Annotated in this window: 15 protein-coding genes; 8 read left to right on the top strand and 7 right to left on the bottom strand. The window is 65.3% G+C overall.

Going from position 1 to position 17,922, the window contains the following annotated elements; all coding sequences use genetic code 11:
* The first annotated feature begins 147 nt into the window (after window positions 1-147).
* From AC05QJ_RS17710 to AC05QJ_RS17695, 4 genes are all read left to right on the top strand, one after another.
* A complete protein-coding gene (locus AC05QJ_RS17710) occupies window positions 148-1,767 on the top strand; it encodes an NADP-dependent glyceraldehyde-3-phosphate dehydrogenase (protein WP_476742594.1) in 1,620 nt (539 codons plus the stop codon).
* A gap of 145 nt (window positions 1,768-1,912) precedes the next feature.
* Entirely contained in the window at window positions 1,913-2,374 is a 462-nt protein-coding gene (locus tag AC05QJ_RS17705) for a VOC family protein (protein ID WP_476742593.1), read from the top strand.
* Between the two features lie 73 nt (window positions 2,375-2,447).
* The gene (locus AC05QJ_RS17700; RefSeq protein ID WP_476742592.1) at window positions 2,448-3,644 is read left to right on the top strand and encodes a hypothetical protein; all 1,197 of its coding nucleotides are present in this window, start codon (window positions 2,448-2,450) and stop codon (window positions 3,642-3,644) included.
* Between the two features lie 93 nt (window positions 3,645-3,737).
* A complete protein-coding gene (locus tag AC05QJ_RS17695; RefSeq protein WP_476742591.1) occupies window positions 3,738-4,061 on the top strand; it encodes a hypothetical protein in 324 nt (107 codons plus the stop codon).
* On the opposite strand, the gene AC05QJ_RS17690 is transcribed toward AC05QJ_RS17695, so the two are convergent.
* From AC05QJ_RS17690 to AC05QJ_RS17680, 3 genes are all read right to left on the bottom strand, one after another.
* Entirely contained in the window at window positions 4,062-5,480 is a 1,419-nt protein-coding gene (locus AC05QJ_RS17690; RefSeq protein ID WP_476742590.1) for a sigma-54-dependent transcriptional regulator, read from the bottom strand.
* Complete coding sequence (locus AC05QJ_RS17685) at window positions 5,449-6,939, bottom strand: sensor histidine kinase (RefSeq protein WP_476742589.1); 1,491 nt, start codon at window positions 6,937-6,939, stop codon at window positions 5,449-5,451. The genes AC05QJ_RS17690 and AC05QJ_RS17685 overlap by 32 nt, the downstream gene beginning before the upstream one ends.
* Before the next feature lie 109 nt (window positions 6,940-7,048).
* Window positions 7,049-8,497, bottom strand: a complete 1,449-nt coding sequence (locus tag AC05QJ_RS17680; RefSeq protein ID WP_476742588.1) for a sensor histidine kinase — start codon at window positions 8,495-8,497, stop codon at window positions 7,049-7,051.
* Between the two features lie 236 nt (window positions 8,498-8,733).
* Between AC05QJ_RS17680 and AC05QJ_RS17675 the strand changes: the two genes are divergently transcribed.
* The 4 genes from AC05QJ_RS17675 to AC05QJ_RS17660 are packed head-to-tail and all read left to right on the top strand — an operon-like array spanning window position 8,734 to window position 14,279.
* Window positions 8,734-10,080, top strand: a complete 1,347-nt coding sequence (locus tag AC05QJ_RS17675; protein WP_476742587.1) for a hypothetical protein — start codon at window positions 8,734-8,736, stop codon at window positions 10,078-10,080.
* A gap of 35 nt (window positions 10,081-10,115) precedes the next feature.
* Complete coding sequence (locus AC05QJ_RS17670; protein ID WP_476742586.1) at window positions 10,116-12,347, top strand: Ig-like domain-containing protein; 2,232 nt, start codon at window positions 10,116-10,118, stop codon at window positions 12,345-12,347.
* 3 nt (window positions 12,348-12,350) lie between these two features.
* Window positions 12,351-12,815: a curlin gene (locus AC05QJ_RS17665; RefSeq protein ID WP_476742585.1), complete on the top strand. Its 465-nt coding sequence runs from the start codon at window positions 12,351-12,353 to the stop codon at window positions 12,813-12,815.
* 18 nt (window positions 12,816-12,833) lie between these two features.
* The gene (locus AC05QJ_RS17660; protein WP_476742584.1) at window positions 12,834-14,279 is read left to right on the top strand and encodes a curlin; all 1,446 of its coding nucleotides are present in this window, start codon (window positions 12,834-12,836) and stop codon (window positions 14,277-14,279) included.
* A gap of 105 nt (window positions 14,280-14,384) precedes the next feature.
* Here the strand turns inward: AC05QJ_RS17660 and AC05QJ_RS17655 are convergent, their stop codons facing one another.
* The 4 genes from AC05QJ_RS17655 to AC05QJ_RS17640 form a co-directional block, all read right to left on the bottom strand.
* Window positions 14,385-15,479 carry a metal-dependent hydrolase gene (locus AC05QJ_RS17655; protein WP_476742583.1) on the bottom strand — a complete coding sequence of 365 codons (1,095 nt, stop codon included), beginning with the start codon at window positions 15,477-15,479 and terminating at the stop codon, window positions 14,385-14,387.
* Window positions 15,480-15,550: 71 nt separating this feature from the next.
* Window positions 15,551-16,705, bottom strand: coding sequence for a glutathionylspermidine synthase family protein (locus AC05QJ_RS17650; protein ID WP_476742582.1), 1,155 nt, complete (start codon window positions 16,703-16,705; stop codon window positions 15,551-15,553).
* A gap of 13 nt (window positions 16,706-16,718) precedes the next feature.
* Entirely contained in the window at window positions 16,719-17,462 is a 744-nt protein-coding gene (locus AC05QJ_RS17645) for a DUF1190 domain-containing protein (RefSeq protein ID WP_476742581.1), read from the bottom strand.
* Window positions 17,463-17,477: 15 nt separating this feature from the next.
* The gene (locus AC05QJ_RS17640; RefSeq protein ID WP_476742580.1) at window positions 17,478-17,903 is read right to left on the bottom strand and encodes a DUF350 domain-containing protein; all 426 of its coding nucleotides are present in this window, start codon (window positions 17,901-17,903) and stop codon (window positions 17,478-17,480) included.
* Window positions 17,904-17,922 lie beyond the last annotated feature (19 nt).

The raw sequence follows: 17,922 nt of genomic DNA, 5'->3' as shown, positions 1-17,922 counted from the left end.
GGACTGCTTGCTTCTAATGACTTGCTTATCGGCGGATGAGCGGCAATGTTGAGGCGGGCTGGCTTTTTTTTGCAGCCTGGCGTTATCCTCGACTGAAACGTTTCATCTATCCGATTTCACCCATCGAAGAAAAAGAGGTGTCGTGCCATGGATCGTCTGCTGGATTCGCTGTTTCCCACTGCCCAAGAAATTCCCGAGCTGTACCGCCTGGGTGAGCCGCTGGAACAGCGCGACTACCTGGTCAACGGCGAACTGCGCCGCTGGGACGGTCCGCTGGCCACAGTGCGCAGCCCCGTATGGCTGCGCGAGGGCGAGCACGAGCGGCAAGTGATCCTGGGCAGCGCGCCGCTGCTGGATGCCGATACCGCCCTCACCGCCCTGGACGCTGCCGTCCATGCCTACGACAAGGGCCGCGGCGCCTGGCCGACGATGCGCGTGGCCGAGCGCATCCGCCATGTCGAGGATTTCCTCGGACGCATGCGCCAGCAGCGTGAGGCGGTGGTCAAGCTGCTGATGTGGGAAATCGGCAAGAACCTCAAGGACGCCGAGAAAGAGTTCGATCGCACCTGCGACTACATCGTCGACACCATCGGCGCCCTCAAGGAACTGGACCGCCGCTCCAGCCGCTTCGAACTGGAACAGGACACCCTTGGCCAGATCCGTCGTACCCCGCTGGGCGTGGCACTGTGCATGGGCCCCTACAACTACCCGTTGAACGAGACCTTCACCACTCTGATCCCCGCACTGATCATGGGCAATACCGTGGTGTTCAAGCCGGCCAAGTTCGGCGTGCTGCTGATCCGTCCGTTGCTGGAAGCCTTCCGCGACAGCTTCCCGGCCGGGGTCATCAACGTCATCTACGGCCGTGGCCGCGAGACCGTCAGTGCACTGATGGCCAGCGGCAAGGTCGATGTGTTCGCCTTCATCGGCACCAACAAGGCTGCCAGCGACCTTAAGAAGCTTCACCCGCGTCCGCACCGTCTGCGTGCGGCGCTCGGCCTGGATGCCAAGAACCCGGGTATCGTCCTGCCGGACGCCGACCTCGACAACGCCGTCAACGAGTCGATTACCGGCGCGCTGTCGTTCAACGGCCAGCGCTGCACGGCGCTGAAGATCCTGTTCGTTCATGAACAGGTGGTGGACAGCTTCCTGGAGAAATTCCAGGCGAAACTCGCTGCGCTCAAGCCCGGCATGCCCTGGACTCCGGGCGTGGCCCTGACGCCACTGCCGGAACCGGGCAAGATAGAGTACCTCGACGGCCTGGTGGCCGACGCCGTCGAGCACGGCGCCCGGGTGCTCAACCCCGACGGCGGCAAGAGCCGCGGCTCGTTCTTCTACCCTGCCCTGCTCTACCCGGTGAACCCGTCGATGCGGGTCTACCACGAAGAGCAGTTCGGCCCGGTAGTGCCGGTGGTGCCCTACAGCGACCTGCAGACCGTGATCGACTATGTGCTCGACTCCGATTTCGGCCAGCAGCTCAGCCTGTTCGGCAACGACCCGGCGGACATTGGCCGGCTGGTGGACACCTTCGCCAATCAGGTGGGCCGGATCAACATCAATGCGCAATGCCAGCGCAGCCCCGACACCTTCCCGTTCAACGGCCGCAAGAACTCCGCCGAAGGCACCCTGTCGGTACACGATGCGTTGCGGGTGTTTTCCATCCGCACCCTGGTGGCGACCCGCTTCCAGGACAGCAACAAGCAACTGATCAGCGAGATCATCCGTAATCGCCAGTCGAGTTTTATCACTACCGACTACATCTTCTGAAGACCGCCGGGCAGCCTGCCCGCCGTTTGTCTTGAGAACACTGCGGCAGATTTGCGCTTTTGCCAAACCTGTACAAATATACAGCGACACGCTCGGGCACGCTGCCCGGGCATCCCGCTGGCATTCGTTACAGGAGGAACACGCCATGGCTGTAAAACCCATTCCCGAGGGCGCACACAGCATCACCCCGTACCTGGGCATCAAGGACGCGCACCAGGCCATCGAGTTCTACAAGAACGCCTTCGGCGCCGTCGAGATGTTCCGTCTCGAAGGCCCCGACGGCCGCATCGGCCATGCCGAGCTGAAGATCGGCGATTCGTCGATCATGCTCGCCGAGCCTTGCGACCAAGCCTCGCTGGTCAGTAGCCAGTCACAGCCCGGCGTCTCGGTGGGCCTGCATCTTTACGTGGAAGATGTCGATGCCCGCTACGCTCAGGCGATCAAGGCCGGCGCCACCCAGGTCAGCCCGGTGCAGGACCAGTTCTACGGCGACCGTAGTGGCACACTGAAGGATCCGTTCGGTAACCTGTGGTTCGTTTCCACCCACAAGGAAGATCTCTCGGTGGAAGAAATCCGCGCCAGGGCGGCGAAGCTGTTCGGCGGTTGATCTGGCTTCTCGAATAGCATCCGGGGCTGCTGTCGCGCCGTGCGGCCACAGCAGCCCCACACTGGAACGGGCAATGCGAATCATCGAAAAAAACGCCACCCTCGTGCGCACCCTCACCCCTGCCGAAGACGACCTGCTGCGCCATTTCAGCCGCGGCACCCTGGAAGGCCCGCGCCTGCTGCAGGCCAACCAGATGCTGATGAAGATCCGCGCCGCCGGCCACTGGCTGGCCTGCGACTGCCAGGCCAGGGCCATGCCGGTGCTCAACGTCACCCTGAACAGCCATACCGGGACCCTGTTCCTGAAAAACAATCCCGGTACCGCCGAACACGCCGACGACTGTCCGTTCAGCAAGGACGAGCGTGACCTCGCCGACAACGAGAATCCCGACACCCCGCCCGCCGCCTGGCTGGCCCCGGATACCCCGCTGCGGCTGATCGGCGACTTTCGTCGCGGTGCGGGCGACGAAACCGGCAATGGCAGCGGCAGCAGCGGCGACAAGCGCGAACAGCATCGCCTGCTGTCCCTGCTGCTGACCCTGATCGAGGCCAGTGGCCTGAATGTCTATGCCACCCACCTGAAGAAAGACCTCACCGCCCAGTTCGCCGAATTGCGCGGTGTGGCCGGGCGCTACCCGCTGATCGAGCGGGTTCCGGCCAGCAACTACCTGGAAACCCGCCTCGACATGAAGCACATGATGATGCTCAAGGCCAGGCTGCGGGAGTCCACCGTGTTCGGCAACCATAGGCGCCACGGCCTGATGCTCGATTGCGTCAACCAGATCCGGGCACGCAAGGTCTACAACGAACGCAGCGAAGACGGTTTCGACTTCCAGGGCCATCATTTGCTTTGGGGCGGCAGCCGCACGCCGGGCCCGCTGCTGGCCCTGGCGATCTACTCGCCGGCCACCGCCGGCAGCCATTTCTATGAACTGATCCACGTCGCCAGCGTGCCGGTGCTGTCCCGGGGTCACCTGTTCCCGGTGTACCGCGACGAAGAACGCGAGCCTTTGAAAATGCTGGTGTCACTGATCGACTGGATGGCCAGCAAGGGCGTGCAGGTGATCATGCGTCGGCCGGTGATCGGCGGCCAGGTGATGGACGAACTGGTGCTCAGTTCCGACCAGGACCGGGTCCTGTCGGTGTCACTCACCGAACAACCGCTGGGCCCCGAGCCGGAAACCGAGAACTTCCGCCGCTACGCCGACTTCAAGAGCCTGGACACCTTCCGCAAGTATGTCGCGGGCTTTTTCATGCGCGGGCGTGAGTGAACGCCACTGGTCGCCTGGCGAGCCACCTGAACGGCACCCCCGGCCACGGGGGCGACCCAATATCAGGTATCCCTCGCCAAAAGGAGTTTGACCATGAAACGTTCAGCCCTTGCTGTTCTGGTGTTCGGCGCGTTGCTCGGCAGCCACGCGTTCGCCGACAACGGACCGACCAACCCGACCGCTCCTGCCCCGGGTGTCGGCACCACGCCGGCAGAAATTCCCATGCCCGGCAGCACCGACCCGCGTACCCAGGGTAGCGACCCAGGCCGTCAGGGCGGCGCCACCACCGACGGTACTGACCGCAGCCAGCGCAATGCCATCGACGGTACCGGCTCTGAAAACGGTGCCGGCAAGGGTGGCATCAACGGCGACGGCGGCAGCAACACGGGTGGCAGCGGGGCCGGCAGCGGACAGTGATCACCACTGGCGTTTGTCTGGCCGCGTCAATCCGAGCTTTTCGATGCGATAGCGCAGCATGTCGCGACTCAGACCCAACAACCGCGCCGATTTGGTCACGTTCCAGTCGGTGCGGTCGAGCATCTTGCGCACCATGTCCCGCTCCACTTCCGGCAGGTTCATCGACTCCATCGGGTCCGCTGGCGGCCGGGGTGTGAAGACGGGCATCGCCAGCGGCTCCTCCACCAGGCTCGGACAGACATTCAGTTGCTGCGGTCCGATCACCTCGCTTCCGGCCAGCAAGACGGTCTGCTCGAGCATGTTGCGCAACTCGCGCACGTTGCCCGGCCAGCCGTAGCTGAGCATCAGGTCTTCGGCCTCGGCACTGAAACGCAACGATCCTTTGCCGTACCGTTTGGCATGCTGGGCAAGAAAGTGCCGGGCGAGAATCAGGATGTCTTCACCGCGTTCATAAAGACGCGGCACCTTGATCGCGATGATCCGCAGACGGAAGAACAGGTCGCGGCGGAATTTGCCCTGCTGGACCATCTGCTCCAGGTTGCAGTTGGTGGCGCTGATGATCCGCAGGTTGACCTTGCGCTCCTTCACCGCGCCGATGCGGCGGATGGTACGGTCTTCCAGCAACTTGAGCAGCTTGGCCTGGAGCAACAGGTCCATTTCGCCGATCTCGTCGAGGAACAGCGTGCCGCCATCGGCCGCCTCCACCAGCCCGACCCGGCGATCCTTGGCATCGGTGAACGCGCCTTTTTCATGGCCGAACAGCTCGGCCTCCAGCAGGTTGGCGGGAATCGATGCGCAGTTGAACTCGATAAAAGGACCCTTGCTGCGCGGTCCGTCGAAATGCAGGGCGCGGGCCACCAGTTCCTTGCCCGTGCCGGTTTCGCCTTCCACCAGCACTGGCGGCAATTCGCCCCCGGTCATGCGCTGTTCGGCATCGAGCAACTGGCGCAGGGTGTGCTTGAGGCCGAGCACGGCCGGCGACTCGCCGATCAGCGCCTGGATACCGGACTTCGACGCCTCGCGCTCCTGATAGAACGACAGCGTGCGCTCCATGCGCTCGGTGGCCAGCGCCTTGTCCAGCATCAGCTTGAGTTCGGCCAGCGCCACCGGCTTGGTCAGGTAGTGGAAGGCCCCCTCCTTCATCGCCGCCACGGCGTCTTCGACGTTGCCGTAGCCGGTCATCATGATCACTTTCAGGTCCGGCGCCTGGGCCGTCAGGGTCTTGAGCAGCTCATGACCGTTCATGCCCGGCAGCGAGTTGTCGGTGAGCACCGCGTCGGGCTGGAAGTGCTGCAACTGCTCCAGCGCGTCCTCGGCGCTGTGGCAGACCGTCACCTCGAATTGCTTGCGCTCCAGGTAGGTCTGGATGTTCTGCGCGAGGATTTCGTCATCCTCGACCAGCAGGATGCTGTGCTCCATGGTCCCCTCCGGCAACATTGAAAATCAGGCTGACACGGGTTCCTTCCTCCTCGCGGCTGGTCAGGCTGACCGTGCCGCCAAATCGTTCCATGATGCGCTTGACCAGTACCAGGCCGACCCCGAGGCCGCCCTGCTTGGTGGTGAAAAACGGCTTGAACACCATCCGTTCCTGCTGCCGGCTCATGCCCTTGCCGGTATCGCTCAGTACCATCTGCCATTGCCGACCACCCTGCTCCGGGGTCACCTCGATACCCAGCCGGCCGCCCCTGGGCATGGCTTCCAGAGCGTTGGCGAACAGGCTGTTGAGTATCTGCGTCAGTAGCATCGGCTGGCTCGACACGCTGGCCGCCGGCGGTGTATCGAGCACCACTTCGACGCCGCTGCGCTCGATCTGTCCGGCAAAGGCGCCGAGGGCATCGTCCACCGCAGCCAGCAGGTCCACCGGCTCGGCCTCGTCACTGGCCGGGCGCAACGACACCAGCAGCTCGCGGACCCAGCGCGACATCCGATCGACCTGGCCGATGATGTCGGCGATGTTCTTCTGCGCCGGTTCGCTGGCGATCTCGTGGGCCAGTTCGGCGCTGGAGCGGATGGTCGCCAGCGGATTGCGCAGGCTGTGGGCCACCGCCGAAGACATTTCCCCGAGCGCGGCGAACGTCTCGCTGGCCACCAGGCGGCGCTGCTGCGAGGCGAGCATGGTCGCGCCGCGGCGCACGATCCAGAACAGACCGAGGTAGATCAGCACGCCACCGATGATGCTGCTGCTCCAGATCAGCACATAGCCGCGCTGGATCCGCCGCACCAGGTCCTGGGGTTCCTTGTAGACCTCGACCATCGACACCACCTGGCTGCCGCTGGCGTCGAACATGGGGATGTAGTTTTCGATGAACAGGTAGCGCGGCTCGCGGTGGAACTGCTGTTCCTCGCGTTCGTCGGCAGCCTTGTGGTAACTGGCCGAGACTGGCTGGCGCGAGGCGAAGGACTCGTCCAGGTCATCGTCGCCCTGGATCTTGCGCCCGATCAGCGCCGGGTTGGTCGACCAGACGATGGTCCGGTCCAGCGCGTAGACGTTGGCCAGCAAGGTGTCGGGCAGGTGTTCGACATGATCGAGGAATTCGACACGCGCATCCGCCGCCACCGCCGCCTCCAGTCCAGGACGCTGGCCGTCCAGACGCGGGTCGAGCAGCTCGCCCATGGTCACCGTCGGCGGGATTTTCGCGTGGCGCACTTCAGCCAGTGCCATGGCCTGGATGAACTGGGCGGTCAGCATCGCGTCGCGTTCGACACTGTCCTTGACCACGAAACGGGTCGAGACATAACCGAGGGACGCGGCAACCGACGCAATGATCAGCAGGCTGACCAGGGAAAACCAGCGCAGCAGATTGAACGGCTGCTGGGTATGGCCGGCAATGCCATCGGGCGGACCGGGAACGGCCGTGTCGTCACTGTTCAGCACCATCGGACCGCTTCCTCGCAGGATGCCCGTGTCAGGAACTTATAGCCCAGCCTGTCCATGGCGCGTATCGCCCGTGCCGTCCATACGACGCACGGTGATGCCGGTTTGCCATTTATCGCACCCGCCGCAACGCCACCGTCACCCAGGTGCCCTGCCCTTCGCGGCTGCCCAGCTTCACCGTGCCGCCGAAGCGCTCGACGATTCGCCGCACCAGCACCAACCCCACGCCCAGCCCGCCGCGCTTGGTGGTGAAGAAGGGTTTGAAGGCCATGCGCAGTTGCTGCGTGGTCATGCCCTTGCCGGTATCGATCAGGCGCACGCTGACCAGCCGTCGCTCGCGGGACAGCACCTTGACGCTGAGCCGCCCGCCGTCGGGCATGGCTTCCAGGGCATTGCTGAGCAGGCTGTTGAAGACCTGGGCCAGCATCACCGGTTGGGCCAGTACGTGCAGGCCGGCCAGATCGTCCAGTTCCACTTCGACCCTGGCGCGGATGATCTGCGCGGCATGGGCCTGCAGGCATTCGCGCAGGGTTGTGTCCAGCGCCACCGGCTCGGTTTCGTCGTTCAGCGGACGCAGCGATTGCAACAGTTCCCGTACCCAGTGGGACATGCGGTCCACCTGGCCGATGATGTCATCGATGTTGCGGTGGGCCGCACCCTCATCGAACTCACGGGCCAGTTCGGCGCTGGAGCGGATGCTCGCGAGCGGATTGCGCAGGCTGTGGGCCACCGCCGAGGACATCTCGCCCAGGGCGACGTAGGTTTCGTTGTTGACCAGTTGCTTGTGCTGGGCAGCGAGCACTTTCGAGGCCCGCCGCACGATCAGGTACAGCCCGACATACACGGCACCTGCACCCAGGGCGGTACCCAGCCAGAGCAGCACCAGCCCGTGCTCGATGCGGGCGATCAGGTCGCGGGGTTCCTTGTAGATCTCCACCATCGCGGTGACCTGCTCGCCGCTGGCATCGAACAGCGGAATGTAGTTCTCGATGAACAGCCGCTCCGGCGGCACCGGGAATTTCTGTTCGGCGCGGGCATCGTCGATGTCGTGGTAGCTGGCCGACACCCGCATCTTGTATTCGAAGGCCCGCTCCAGGTCGTCGTCGCTGGCGATCATCTTGCCCACCAGTGCCGGGTTGCTGGACCAGATCACCAAGCGGTCCGGCGCATAGATATTGGCCAGCAGCATGTCCGGCAAATGGGCGATGTGGTCGAGGAATTCCCAGCGGGCCTGGCGCCGCACTTCCGCCGGCACGTCGGTGAAGGAGGCGTCCACCCGCGGGTCCAGCAACTCGCCCATGGTGCGGATGTTCGGTACGGCGACATGGCGCACCTCGGCCTCGGCAATGGACTGGATGAACTGGGCGGTGAGCAGTGCGTCGCGCTCGACGCTTTCGTCGATGATGAAGCGGCTCGACACCAGGCCCAGGCCGATGGCCACGCTGAGGATCACTGCCAGGCTGACCACCGCGTACCAGCGCAGCAGGTTGAACGCCGGCCGCTCGCCTTTCGCTTCGGCGTCAGGGGTGTCCAGCGACTGGGCGGGTGGTTGCAGGGTCATGACGACATCCCCGGGACGGATGTCTCTAGGTATAGCCCAGTGCCATGAATGCGAAAACCACCCACGGGCAAATTCCCCAATCCTGGGGCCAGTCACCCGGCGTCGTCGCGTTGCAAAGGCCGGGAAACGGGCCGCAGCCCAGGTAATGCGGGGCTTCCAGCCATCTGGTACGGATGTTGCCGAACCTCGTGCAGACGACCCAATTCCTTGGGCCCGCTTGCAAGAGGAATATGCTCATGCACCGTCCAACGCCCCACCCGCTGGCCTTGCTGGTTCTGGCCGGCCTGCTGCAAGCGCCCGCCCAGGCGGCGCTGTTCGATGTCGATCCGGGCCCCTACCTTCACGCCACCGGCGGATTCGCCGCCTGGTACCAGGACAGCCATGGCCGGGTGCTCGACCTGTGCCTGACCAAGGCCGTCAGTTCGCGGGTAGCCGGCACCCCGGCGGCGCCTTCGTATATGTGCACCCTGCTACCCACGCCCGGGGTGTTCGATGATACCCAGGCGATCGACTTCCCCGGCAACTTCCCCGATGAAGCCTTCTGGTTCACCGCTGATGCCGCCATCGTCGATGCGGCCCGCGGCATCGACCTGAGCTACGGCACTGCCATCGAAGCCGCCTTCGCTGCCGAAGAGCCGGTGGAAGGCGACCAGGTCAGCTTCGCCCGGGTGCGCATCCGCGTCGATGTCACGGCACCCGGCACCTACGTCATTACCCACCCCTACGGCGTCGAAGTGTTCGACGTGCCGGTGGCGGGCCGTCGCGCCATCAACATGACCCGCGATATCGGCATTGGCGCGCCGCAGACCTACACCGGCGCGCTGAAGGGCGATGTCGGTCCGTTCCTGCGCAGTGTCAACGGTCCCTACACCGAGACCAACCCGCAGACCGGTGCCAGCGAACGCTTCATTGGCGACCCGAACCTGGAAGAAGCCGTCACCGGCAGCCCGTTCAACACCAACTACGTGCGCATCGAAGGGCCCAACGGCATCGACCTGCGCACCACGTTGTTCGCGGTATCCGGCAAGCTCTCCAGCGTCAACCGCCCGACCCCGCTGATTCCCCAGCGCAGCACCTATTCACGGCGCACGGTCAGCGGCAACCCGGTAGCCCAGCAGGATGTGTTCGTCCTGGCGCCGCCGCAGCCGGCCACCGTCACCCTGACCAGCCAGAGCCCAAGCCTGGCCCTGACCGAGGCCGACCACACCGGTGCCTGGTATGTGCAGTCGGCGCTCAACCCGAGCCTGCCGAGCCTGCTGACGGTCGTGGCCGACAACCAGCCGGCGATCCCCGCCAGCACCCCGACCACCGCCAGCCTGCCGCTGACCGACCTGGTCAGCATCGAGCGCGCCGAGTACAGCCTCGGGTCCGGACAACTGACCGTGGTCGCCAGCACCAGCGATGAAATCACCCCGCCCACCCTGACCGCCCGCACCGGCCAGGGGGCCGTGATCGGCTCCCTGGGCAACGAGGGCGCGCAGAAAACCCTGACCACCGGCCTGTCGCCGATCCCGCCGGCGACCGTCACGGTCACCAGCAGCAACGGCGGCAGCGACAGCGAAGAAGTGGTGATCCTGCCATGAACGCATTCACGCCAAGCTCCGCAGCAGGAGGCAACATGAACAGATGGCCCCGTCTGGCGCTGTGTGCCGCCGGACTTACCCTGACCCTCGGCAGCACGGCCTGGGCCGGACTCGCCGCCGTGGACCCCGGCCCCTACACCCTGGCGACCGGGCGCTACCCCATGTGGTACAAGGACGACGGCAACCTGTCGCTGGAGCTGTGCCAGTCCCGGGCCGCCAGTTCGCGCCTGCCGGCGGCCACCCCGCCCAACTACATGTGCACCCTGCTCCCGGAACCCGGCGTCTATGACGACGCCCTGCCGCTGGTGTTTCCCGATAACTGGCCGCCGGAGATGTTCTGGTTCCTGGCTGAGACCTCGATCCCCGAGGTCGGCAACAGTGGCTACGAGCTGGAAGTCTACGTCGCCGGCATCGAAGCGGCCTTCGCCGCCGAAAACCCGGTGGACGGCGACCAGCAGAGCTTCGCCCGCATCCGTATCCGCGCCTCGGTGCCCACCGCCGGCACCTACACCGTGACCCACCCCTACGGCGTGGAAACCGTCACCGTCGCCGCCGGCGGTCGCCGCGCCATCAATATCACCCGCGATATCGGCATCGGCGCACCGGGAGACTTCAGCGGGGCCCTCAACGGCGCGGTCGGGCCGTTCCTGCGCAGCGTCAACGGCCCTTACACCGAGATCAACCCGGACACCGGGGCGACGGAAACCTACGTCGGCGACCCGAACCTCAACGAAGCGGTGACCGGCAGCCCCAACAACACCAACTTCGTGCGCATCCAGGGCCCGGCCGGGACTATCCAGACCAACCTGTTCAGCGTGTCCGGCAAGGTGCTCGATGCCCGTACCCAGACCGCCGCCGAACTGGACCGCGCCACCTACCGGCGTACCGCAGCCGGCAGCCGCATCGAAGTGTTCGCCCGTTCCGCCAACAGCGCCAGCCTGTGCCTGCGGGAAACCATCGCCCTGGTGCCTGGCACGCCGGCGTCGGCCTGCCAGTACAACCTGCTGGCGGACAACAACGGGCTGTTCTTCGCCCAGCGCCTGATCAATGGCGCGCCGCCTTCGGTGGTGGTGCTCACCGCCAGCAGCCCGACCGGAACCACGCGGCCGACTTCGTTGTCGAGCAAGCTCAGTGACGTGGTGAAGATCGACACCGCACGCTACGAGTGGGCCAGCAAACGCCTGACCATCCGTGCCAGCTCCAGCGACGAAGTCGTCGTTCCTGACCTCGTCGCCCAGGGCTACGGCCGCCTGTCCAAGGCCGGCACCGTGCAGACCCTGACGGTCAACGACCTGGCGCAGCCACCGGCCAGCGTCACCGTCAAGTCCGCCGCTGGTGGCAGCGACAGCGAGCCGGTGCAGGTGGTAGGCAGCGCACCGACGCCGGTACCGAACCAGCCGCCCGTGGCGGTGGCCGATACCGGCAGCACCAGCTTCGGCGTACCGCTGACCCTCAACCTGGTCGCCAACGACAGCGACCCGGACGGTGATCTGCCGCTGACCATCAGCGACCTGACCCAGCCGGCGAGCGGCCAGGGCACGGTGGCACTCAACGGCAGCACGTCGGTGACCTACACCACCCCGGCCGTGGTCAACGCGCCGATGCAGGCCACCTTCAGCTACCGCGCCATGGACAACAAAGGCATGAAGTCGGCGATCGCCACGGTGACCGTCAACGTTGCGCCGAACCAGCCACCGGTGCCGGTCAACGACAGCGTTGCTACCCTCGGCGTGCCGATCACCATCGACGTGCTGGCCAACGACACCGACCCGGAAGGCAACCTGCCCCTGGCGATCGCCAGCGTCAGCCAGCCACCCGCCGGACGCGGCAGTGTGGCCATCAGCGGCGACCAGGTCACCTACACGCCGCCGGCCAGCGTCACCACGGCGTTCAGTACCAGCTTCAACTACACCGCCCGCGATTCGCTGGGGGCGCTGTCGGGACAAGCCACGGTCAGCGTGCAGGTGTCGCCACGGCCGGCCCAGGAAACCTTCGCAGTCACCGCCGCGACCGTCCAGGCCCGTTCCAACAACCGCTACAACTGGGATATTTCCGGCACGTCGTCGGTGACCACCGGCAACACCATCACTGTGCAGGTGACCACGCCCACCGGCCTGGTGACCCTGGGCAGCACCACGGTGCCGGTGACCGGTCGCTGGCGGCTGGTGGTAGCCAACAGCACCACTGTCGTGCCCACGGCCAACCCCACTGCCACCATCCGTAGCAGCCAGGGCACGGTGCGGACCGTCCCGGTCGTGGTGCAGTAAGCCATGAACGGCCTGACGCCCCTGCTGCTATGCCTGGCCCTGCTCGGCCAGGCACAGGCCGACGACCTGATGGACAACGCCGACCTCGGACCCGGCGTCGACCTCGGCGAGTCACTGCTGCCACAGCAGGTTCCGTCAGGCCAGCAGGCCCTGATCGAGCAGAACGGCCAGTTCAACCGCGCTGCCATCGAACAGAACGGCCAGGACCTGCTGGGCAGGATCGTGCAGTCCGGCAGCGCCCAGGAAGCCTGGATCCTGCAACAGGGCTCGGACCTGATGGCTGCCATCAGCCAGCAAGGCCAGGGCAACCAGGCGGCCATTATCCAGAACGGCACCCACAACCGCGCTGAGATCGCTCAGGCCGGCAACAGCAACAGCGCGACCATCCAGCAGACCGGCACCGGGCTGTCCAGCTCGGTGATCCAGGCCGGCAATGGCCAGACCGTGACCGTCAACCAATACCGATAACACGTTGGAGGCACCACCATGTTCAAGCTCGCACCCCTGAGCGTCGCCATTGTCCTGGCGCTCGCCGGCCAGGCCATGGCCGATGACAGCGTGTCGAACCAGAGCCAGCTCGGCACCGAGAACATCGCCGAGGTCAAGCAGTTCGCCGCGCCCAACAGTAGCAGCACCCAGCAGCAGACCGGCCTGGGCAACAACGCCGCCAGCCGCCAGGACAATTCGACCGCGCAGATCCTCCAGCAGCACCTGGGCGACTACAACGCCGGCTACGCCGAGCAGTTGGCCGAGTCCGGCAGCCAGATCCATCAGCAGCAGACCGGCAGCCTCAACGGCACCCATGCCAGCCAGTCGCTGGGCTACGAGAACCAGGCCACGCAGATCCAGTCCGGCAGCGGCAACTTCTCCTTCGTCTACCAGGACACCCAGGAAGGCAGCCAGGCCGTGACCCAGCAATACGGCAACGGCAACAACGCCTTCGCCGAGCAGTTGTTCAGCGGCATCGCCAACAACGCCCAGATCGTGCAGATGGGCAACGACAACTACGCCGCTGCCGAACACATGTTCCACGAGAACGGCCAGGTCAACATCCACCAGGCCGGTGATGGCAACTGGGCGTATGGCGAGCAGAGCTCGGGGCAAGGCGGTGAGGTCAACATTGGCCAGAGCGGTGGCTGGAACACCGCGCAGGTCTGGCAGGACACCCAGGCCGGCAGTCAGGCCAACGTGGCCCAGTACGGCCAGACCAACGAAACCGTGGTGGACCAGACCTTCGGCGAGAACAACCTGGCCAGCGTGCTCCAGGTGGGCGATCTCAACGCCTTCTACGTCGATCAGTTCGAGTGGCTGCAGTCGGTGGCGACGCTGTACCAGACTGGCAGCGGCAACGTCGGCTTCAGCTACCAGAGCGGCGACGGGCATAGGCTCAGCGTCAACTCGGTGGGCAGCGGCAACCGCATCCTGGCCAGCAACTGGAAGGGCGAGCGCTTCGGGGGGCAGTTCGGCAGTTCGCAACGGGCCCAGCTCAATCAGAATGGCACCGCCAACAGCGCCAACCTGACCCAGAATGGCGGCAATCAACTGGCCAACCTCAACCAGAACGGCACCGGCAACGAGGCGCGTATCGACCAGGCCGACAGCAACAACGAGCTGTATTTCGAACAGAACGGCAGCGACAACCTGCTGATCGCCGACCAGCGTGGCACCCTCAACTACGCCACCGGTGTCAGCAATGGCAGCGGCAACAGCGTGACCCTCGACCAGAGTGGCAGCGGTAACCAGAGCCACACCTGGCAACTGTATGGCCAGGACAACGAGGTCAGCGTCAAGCAGACCGACAGCGTCAACGTGGCCTACGTGACCCAGGGGGGCACAGGGAACCAGGCAACGGTGGACCAGAGCGGCATGCACCAGACCGCGACCGTTCAGCAGTTCGGCACCGGGAACCAGGCCAGCGTGCTGCAGCAGTGAGATTTCCCGCTTGGCCGCGGCTGGCGATGGGGCTGGCCGCGGTCTTTTTTTGGGGGACTCGCAATCCAGCGATCCGGCAATCCTGCCCCCACCATCATCCAAACGTCAGAGCGAACACCCGGCGACCGGAGCCGCCCCCTGCAGATACTCCCGCGTCCACCCGGCAAGAGGCAGCGCCGGCTGCTGCTCGAAGATCCGCGCACCGATCAGCTTCAGCGCCTCGGTATTGCGGATCGAGTCCACCCCTGCCCCCGGCCAGGCGCTCGGTGTTTCGATCTGCCAGTTACCCTGCCCGTCGCAGCCGGCCATGCGGAAGCGGAAGGTGTAGTTACCGGGAATGCCCATGCGCAGGTCACTGACGACCAACGCATCCCCCACGACGTCATAGCGCAGCCAGTCCCCGGTAAACCAGCGCAAACGTTGATGCAGCGGTGCATTCTGGAGGATGTTCGCCGCCGCCAGGTTCAGCGGCTGGCGCTGCCATTCCGGTGCATCGCTGTCGAACAGGCCGCTGACGCCCTCGTAGTACTCCCCGTCCGGGGTTTTCGCGATGACCCGCCACAGCAAGGTGTTGAACGGCATGGGCACGGCCCGCAGTTGCGTCACCTCGATCTGCTGGGCCCGCAGCGCCGCGTGGAAACGCTGTTCGGCAAGGTTCTTCGACAGCAGGCCGAAGCCGAGGTACGCGGTACTGAACAGCAACAAGGCGCCCAGCAAGGTCGTGACCCGTGCGGTCATGCCGCGCACGGCGGCGTAGATCACCCCGAGCAACAGCGGCACGGTGTACAGCGGGTCGATGATGAACACCGCCGCCCAGCTCTGCGGCGTCGGCTGGAACGGCCACAGCAACTGGGTGCCGTAGACGGTGAATGCATCCAGCAGCGGATGGGTGATCAACACCAGCCACAGCGCCAGGAACACCCGTGGGCCACTGTAGCCCGCATCGGGCCGTCGCTTTCGCACCACCAGCAGGGTCAGCCAGGTCAGTAGCAGCGCCAGGCCGGTGAGGACGAACAGCGAATGGGAGAACCCTCGGTGATAGGTCATGGTCGAGACCGGATCGGCGTAGCGGATCGCCACATCCAGATCCGGCAGCGTGGCGAGCATGGCGCCGTACAGCAGCGAACGACGGCCCTGAGTCCTGCCGAGCACGGTCCCTTGCAGGGCCGCGCCCAATACGGCCTGGGTCAATGAGTCCAACGGCGTTCTCCCTGAAGTGAATGGGAGGATCCTAGCCGAGTGGCCCACCAGATGACATCAAATCGCGCACATCAATCCAGTACCACATGGGGCAGGAAGCGGCTGGTGTCCTTGGTGATCAGGCTGTCGTCCTCGCGGATGCCAATGCCCGAGGCCACGTCGCCGATTACCCAGGAGCCGACAAGCGTGTAGCTGTCACCGAAACGCGGCAGCGGCACGAATTCCTGGAGGATGTACGGCGCATCGGTGTACGGCCCGTCCTCGGCAAGGAACTCGCCGTCGCGGGTGCGCAGTTCGATGTTCGCACCCTCGCGGGAGAAGTACGGCTTGCGCACCCAGCCCGCTGGCACCGCGCGTTGCGGCTCGCGGTCGACAAAGGCCGGCAGCAGGTTTGGATGCCCCTGGTGCTGCTCCCAGAGCAAGGCGAGGATGCCCTTGTTGCTGATGATGGATTTCCACGCCGGTTCGACGAACTGCGTGTCGCACCCCGGCACCGCCTTGCCGAACGGCTCGTGGAAGATGTGCTCCCAGGCATGCAGCTTGAACAGGCGCTGGATCCAGTGCCCGTCGAGATCGACGAAGCGCCCGCCCTGCAGACCAATGTCCTCGATATCGATATGCCGGGCGTCGATCCCGGCGTGGGCCGCCATGCGCCGCAGGAAGTCGGTGGTGCCACGGTCCTCCTGGGAACCGGACATGGCCGAGAAGTGAAACGGCGCACCGGCGGGAAACGCCGAGAACGCCTGCACCAGGTCCTCGGCAATGGTGTTGAACTGGCTCGCGTGCGCCGGCAACGCGCCGCTGGCGATCAGGCTTTCCAGCCAGAGCAGTTGCACCGAACCCGCTTCCAGCAGGCTGGTCGGCGTGTCGTAGTTGGCCTCGATGCACTTGGCCGGCCCGTGGCCGTCATAGATGAAGTCAAAGCGCCCGTACAGGTGAGGATGACCCTGGCGCCAGGAGTCGCGGACCAGGTCGAAGAAGGCCGGCGGAATCGCCAGGCGGGTCAGCAACGCCTCGCTTGCGACCACCCGTTCCACCATGTCCAGGCACAGCTCGTGAACCTCCCGGGTCGGCGCTTCGAGGTCGCGGCTGATCTGCGCTTCGCTGAACTGGTAGTAACCCCGCTCGTCCCAGTAGCGCTCACCGTCGATGGTGTGGAAGCCGAAGCCTTCGCTTTCGACGATGTGCTGCCATTGCGGACGTTCAACCAGGCTGATCTTCTTCATCCCGCCCTGCCCTTCAGCCGCCGAACCCGGAGCGCTTGCCACCCCAGCCGCTGCGTGCGGTGGCCTGCTGGCCGAAACCGCCACGGGACAGGCTGGCACTGACGCTGGTGCCGTTGGTTCCCGAGTGGAAGGCATTACCTGATCGCGAGGAACCGGAAGAACCGTAGCCGCCCGCACCACTCGCCGCCTCGTTGTTCTCCTGCTGCCTGATTCGCCGGGCCAGGATCGACGTCTGGTAGCTGCCACGGGAATCGCGGTTGAGGTAGATCGGTTGCGCCTGGAAACGCAGGGCGCTGCGGTTGCTCATGGCCTTGCCGATCAGCATGATGGCCAGGCCGCCAGCGGCCGCCGCGGCGACGGTGCTGTCGGTGCCGCCGGAACGTGCCGCCTGTTGCTTGGCCAACTGCTCGATCTCGTCGTACTGGGACCAGGGCAGCTCGCCGGACATGGCCAGTTCGAAGCCGGTCATCCTCGGCATGTACTTGCCATTGGAGGTGAGCTGGCAGTAGTGCCCGTCGAAATCGGCATCGCAGGTGGTCTGGTCGTCGTAGACCGGCGCGATACGGTGGTGATCGATCATGGCCTGCATATAGGATTCGGAACACACGTCCACCGGGAACTTCGCTGCGACACAGGCCGGCACGCCCCTGAAGTGCTTCTTCACGGTATAGGTGACATCCGGCTCGGTATCGCTGCAGCCGCTGATGGCCAAAGGCAAGGCGCCGACCAGCAGGAGTCTGGAACTACGGGGTCTCATGGGCTTCTCCTTGCCTCAGGCCGATGGGGTCATGCAGGCCGAATTGAGCATGCCGACGCTGATGGCCACGGCGGCGGCATAGATGGCCGCGGCCAGCTCGCCGGCGACGATGCGCTTTGCCAGGCCCTTGAGCACCAGCGCAGTCGCGGCGAAGGCCAGCAGTTGCACGAGGGCGGCGATCAGCACCCAGACCACCACGTCCACCACGTTGATGCTGTAGGCGATGATGTTGCTCGCCGGCAGGGCGAAGCCGATCAGTGAACCGCCCAGGGCAATGGCCGCCGCCGGGTTGTTCTGGCGGATCTGCTCGAACTCCCTGTGCGGGGTGATCCGGGTATAGAGGAGCTGGAACAGGGCGAACAACGTCACGGCGACGAGGATGTAGATGAAGAATCCGGAGATGGCGGTCGCGTTGAGCGACAGGCGCAGGGCTTCGAGCATGGTGCCTCCTTGACTGGAA

This window comes from Pseudomonas sp. TUM25319, assembly GCF_056388475.1.
This window is presented reverse-complemented; position numbering and strand designations above follow the sequence as displayed.

Coding starts and splice junctions, on each gene's coding strand:
- AC05QJ_RS17710 (WP_476742594.1), top strand. CDS start 148: ATGGATCGTCTGCTGGATTCGCTGTTTCCCACTGCCCAAGAAATTCCC.
- AC05QJ_RS17705 (WP_476742593.1), top strand. CDS start 1,913: ATGGCTGTAAAACCCATTCCCGAGGGCGCACACAGCATCACCCCGTAC.
- AC05QJ_RS17700 (WP_476742592.1), top strand. CDS start 2,448: ATGCGAATCATCGAAAAAAACGCCACCCTCGTGCGCACCCTCACCCCT.
- AC05QJ_RS17695 (WP_476742591.1), top strand. CDS start 3,738: ATGAAACGTTCAGCCCTTGCTGTTCTGGTGTTCGGCGCGTTGCTCGGC.
- AC05QJ_RS17690 (WP_476742590.1), bottom strand. CDS start 5,480: ATGGAGCACAGCATCCTGCTGGTCGAGGATGACGAAATCCTCGCGCAG.
- AC05QJ_RS17685 (WP_476742589.1), bottom strand. CDS start 6,939: ATGGTGCTGAACAGTGACGACACGGCCGTTCCCGGTCCGCCCGATGGC.
- AC05QJ_RS17680 (WP_476742588.1), bottom strand. CDS start 8,497: ATGACCCTGCAACCACCCGCCCAGTCGCTGGACACCCCTGACGCCGAA.
- AC05QJ_RS17675 (WP_476742587.1), top strand. CDS start 8,734: ATGCACCGTCCAACGCCCCACCCGCTGGCCTTGCTGGTTCTGGCCGGC.
- AC05QJ_RS17670 (WP_476742586.1), top strand. CDS start 10,116: ATGAACAGATGGCCCCGTCTGGCGCTGTGTGCCGCCGGACTTACCCTG.
- AC05QJ_RS17665 (WP_476742585.1), top strand. CDS start 12,351: ATGAACGGCCTGACGCCCCTGCTGCTATGCCTGGCCCTGCTCGGCCAG.
- AC05QJ_RS17660 (WP_476742584.1), top strand. CDS start 12,834: ATGTTCAAGCTCGCACCCCTGAGCGTCGCCATTGTCCTGGCGCTCGCC.
- AC05QJ_RS17650 (WP_476742582.1), bottom strand. CDS start 16,705: ATGAAGAAGATCAGCCTGGTTGAACGTCCGCAATGGCAGCACATCGTC.
- AC05QJ_RS17645 (WP_476742581.1), bottom strand. CDS start 17,462: ATGAGACCCCGTAGTTCCAGACTCCTGCTGGTCGGCGCCTTGCCTTTG.
- AC05QJ_RS17640 (WP_476742580.1), bottom strand. CDS start 17,903: ATGCTCGAAGCCCTGCGCCTGTCGCTCAACGCGACCGCCATCTCCGGA.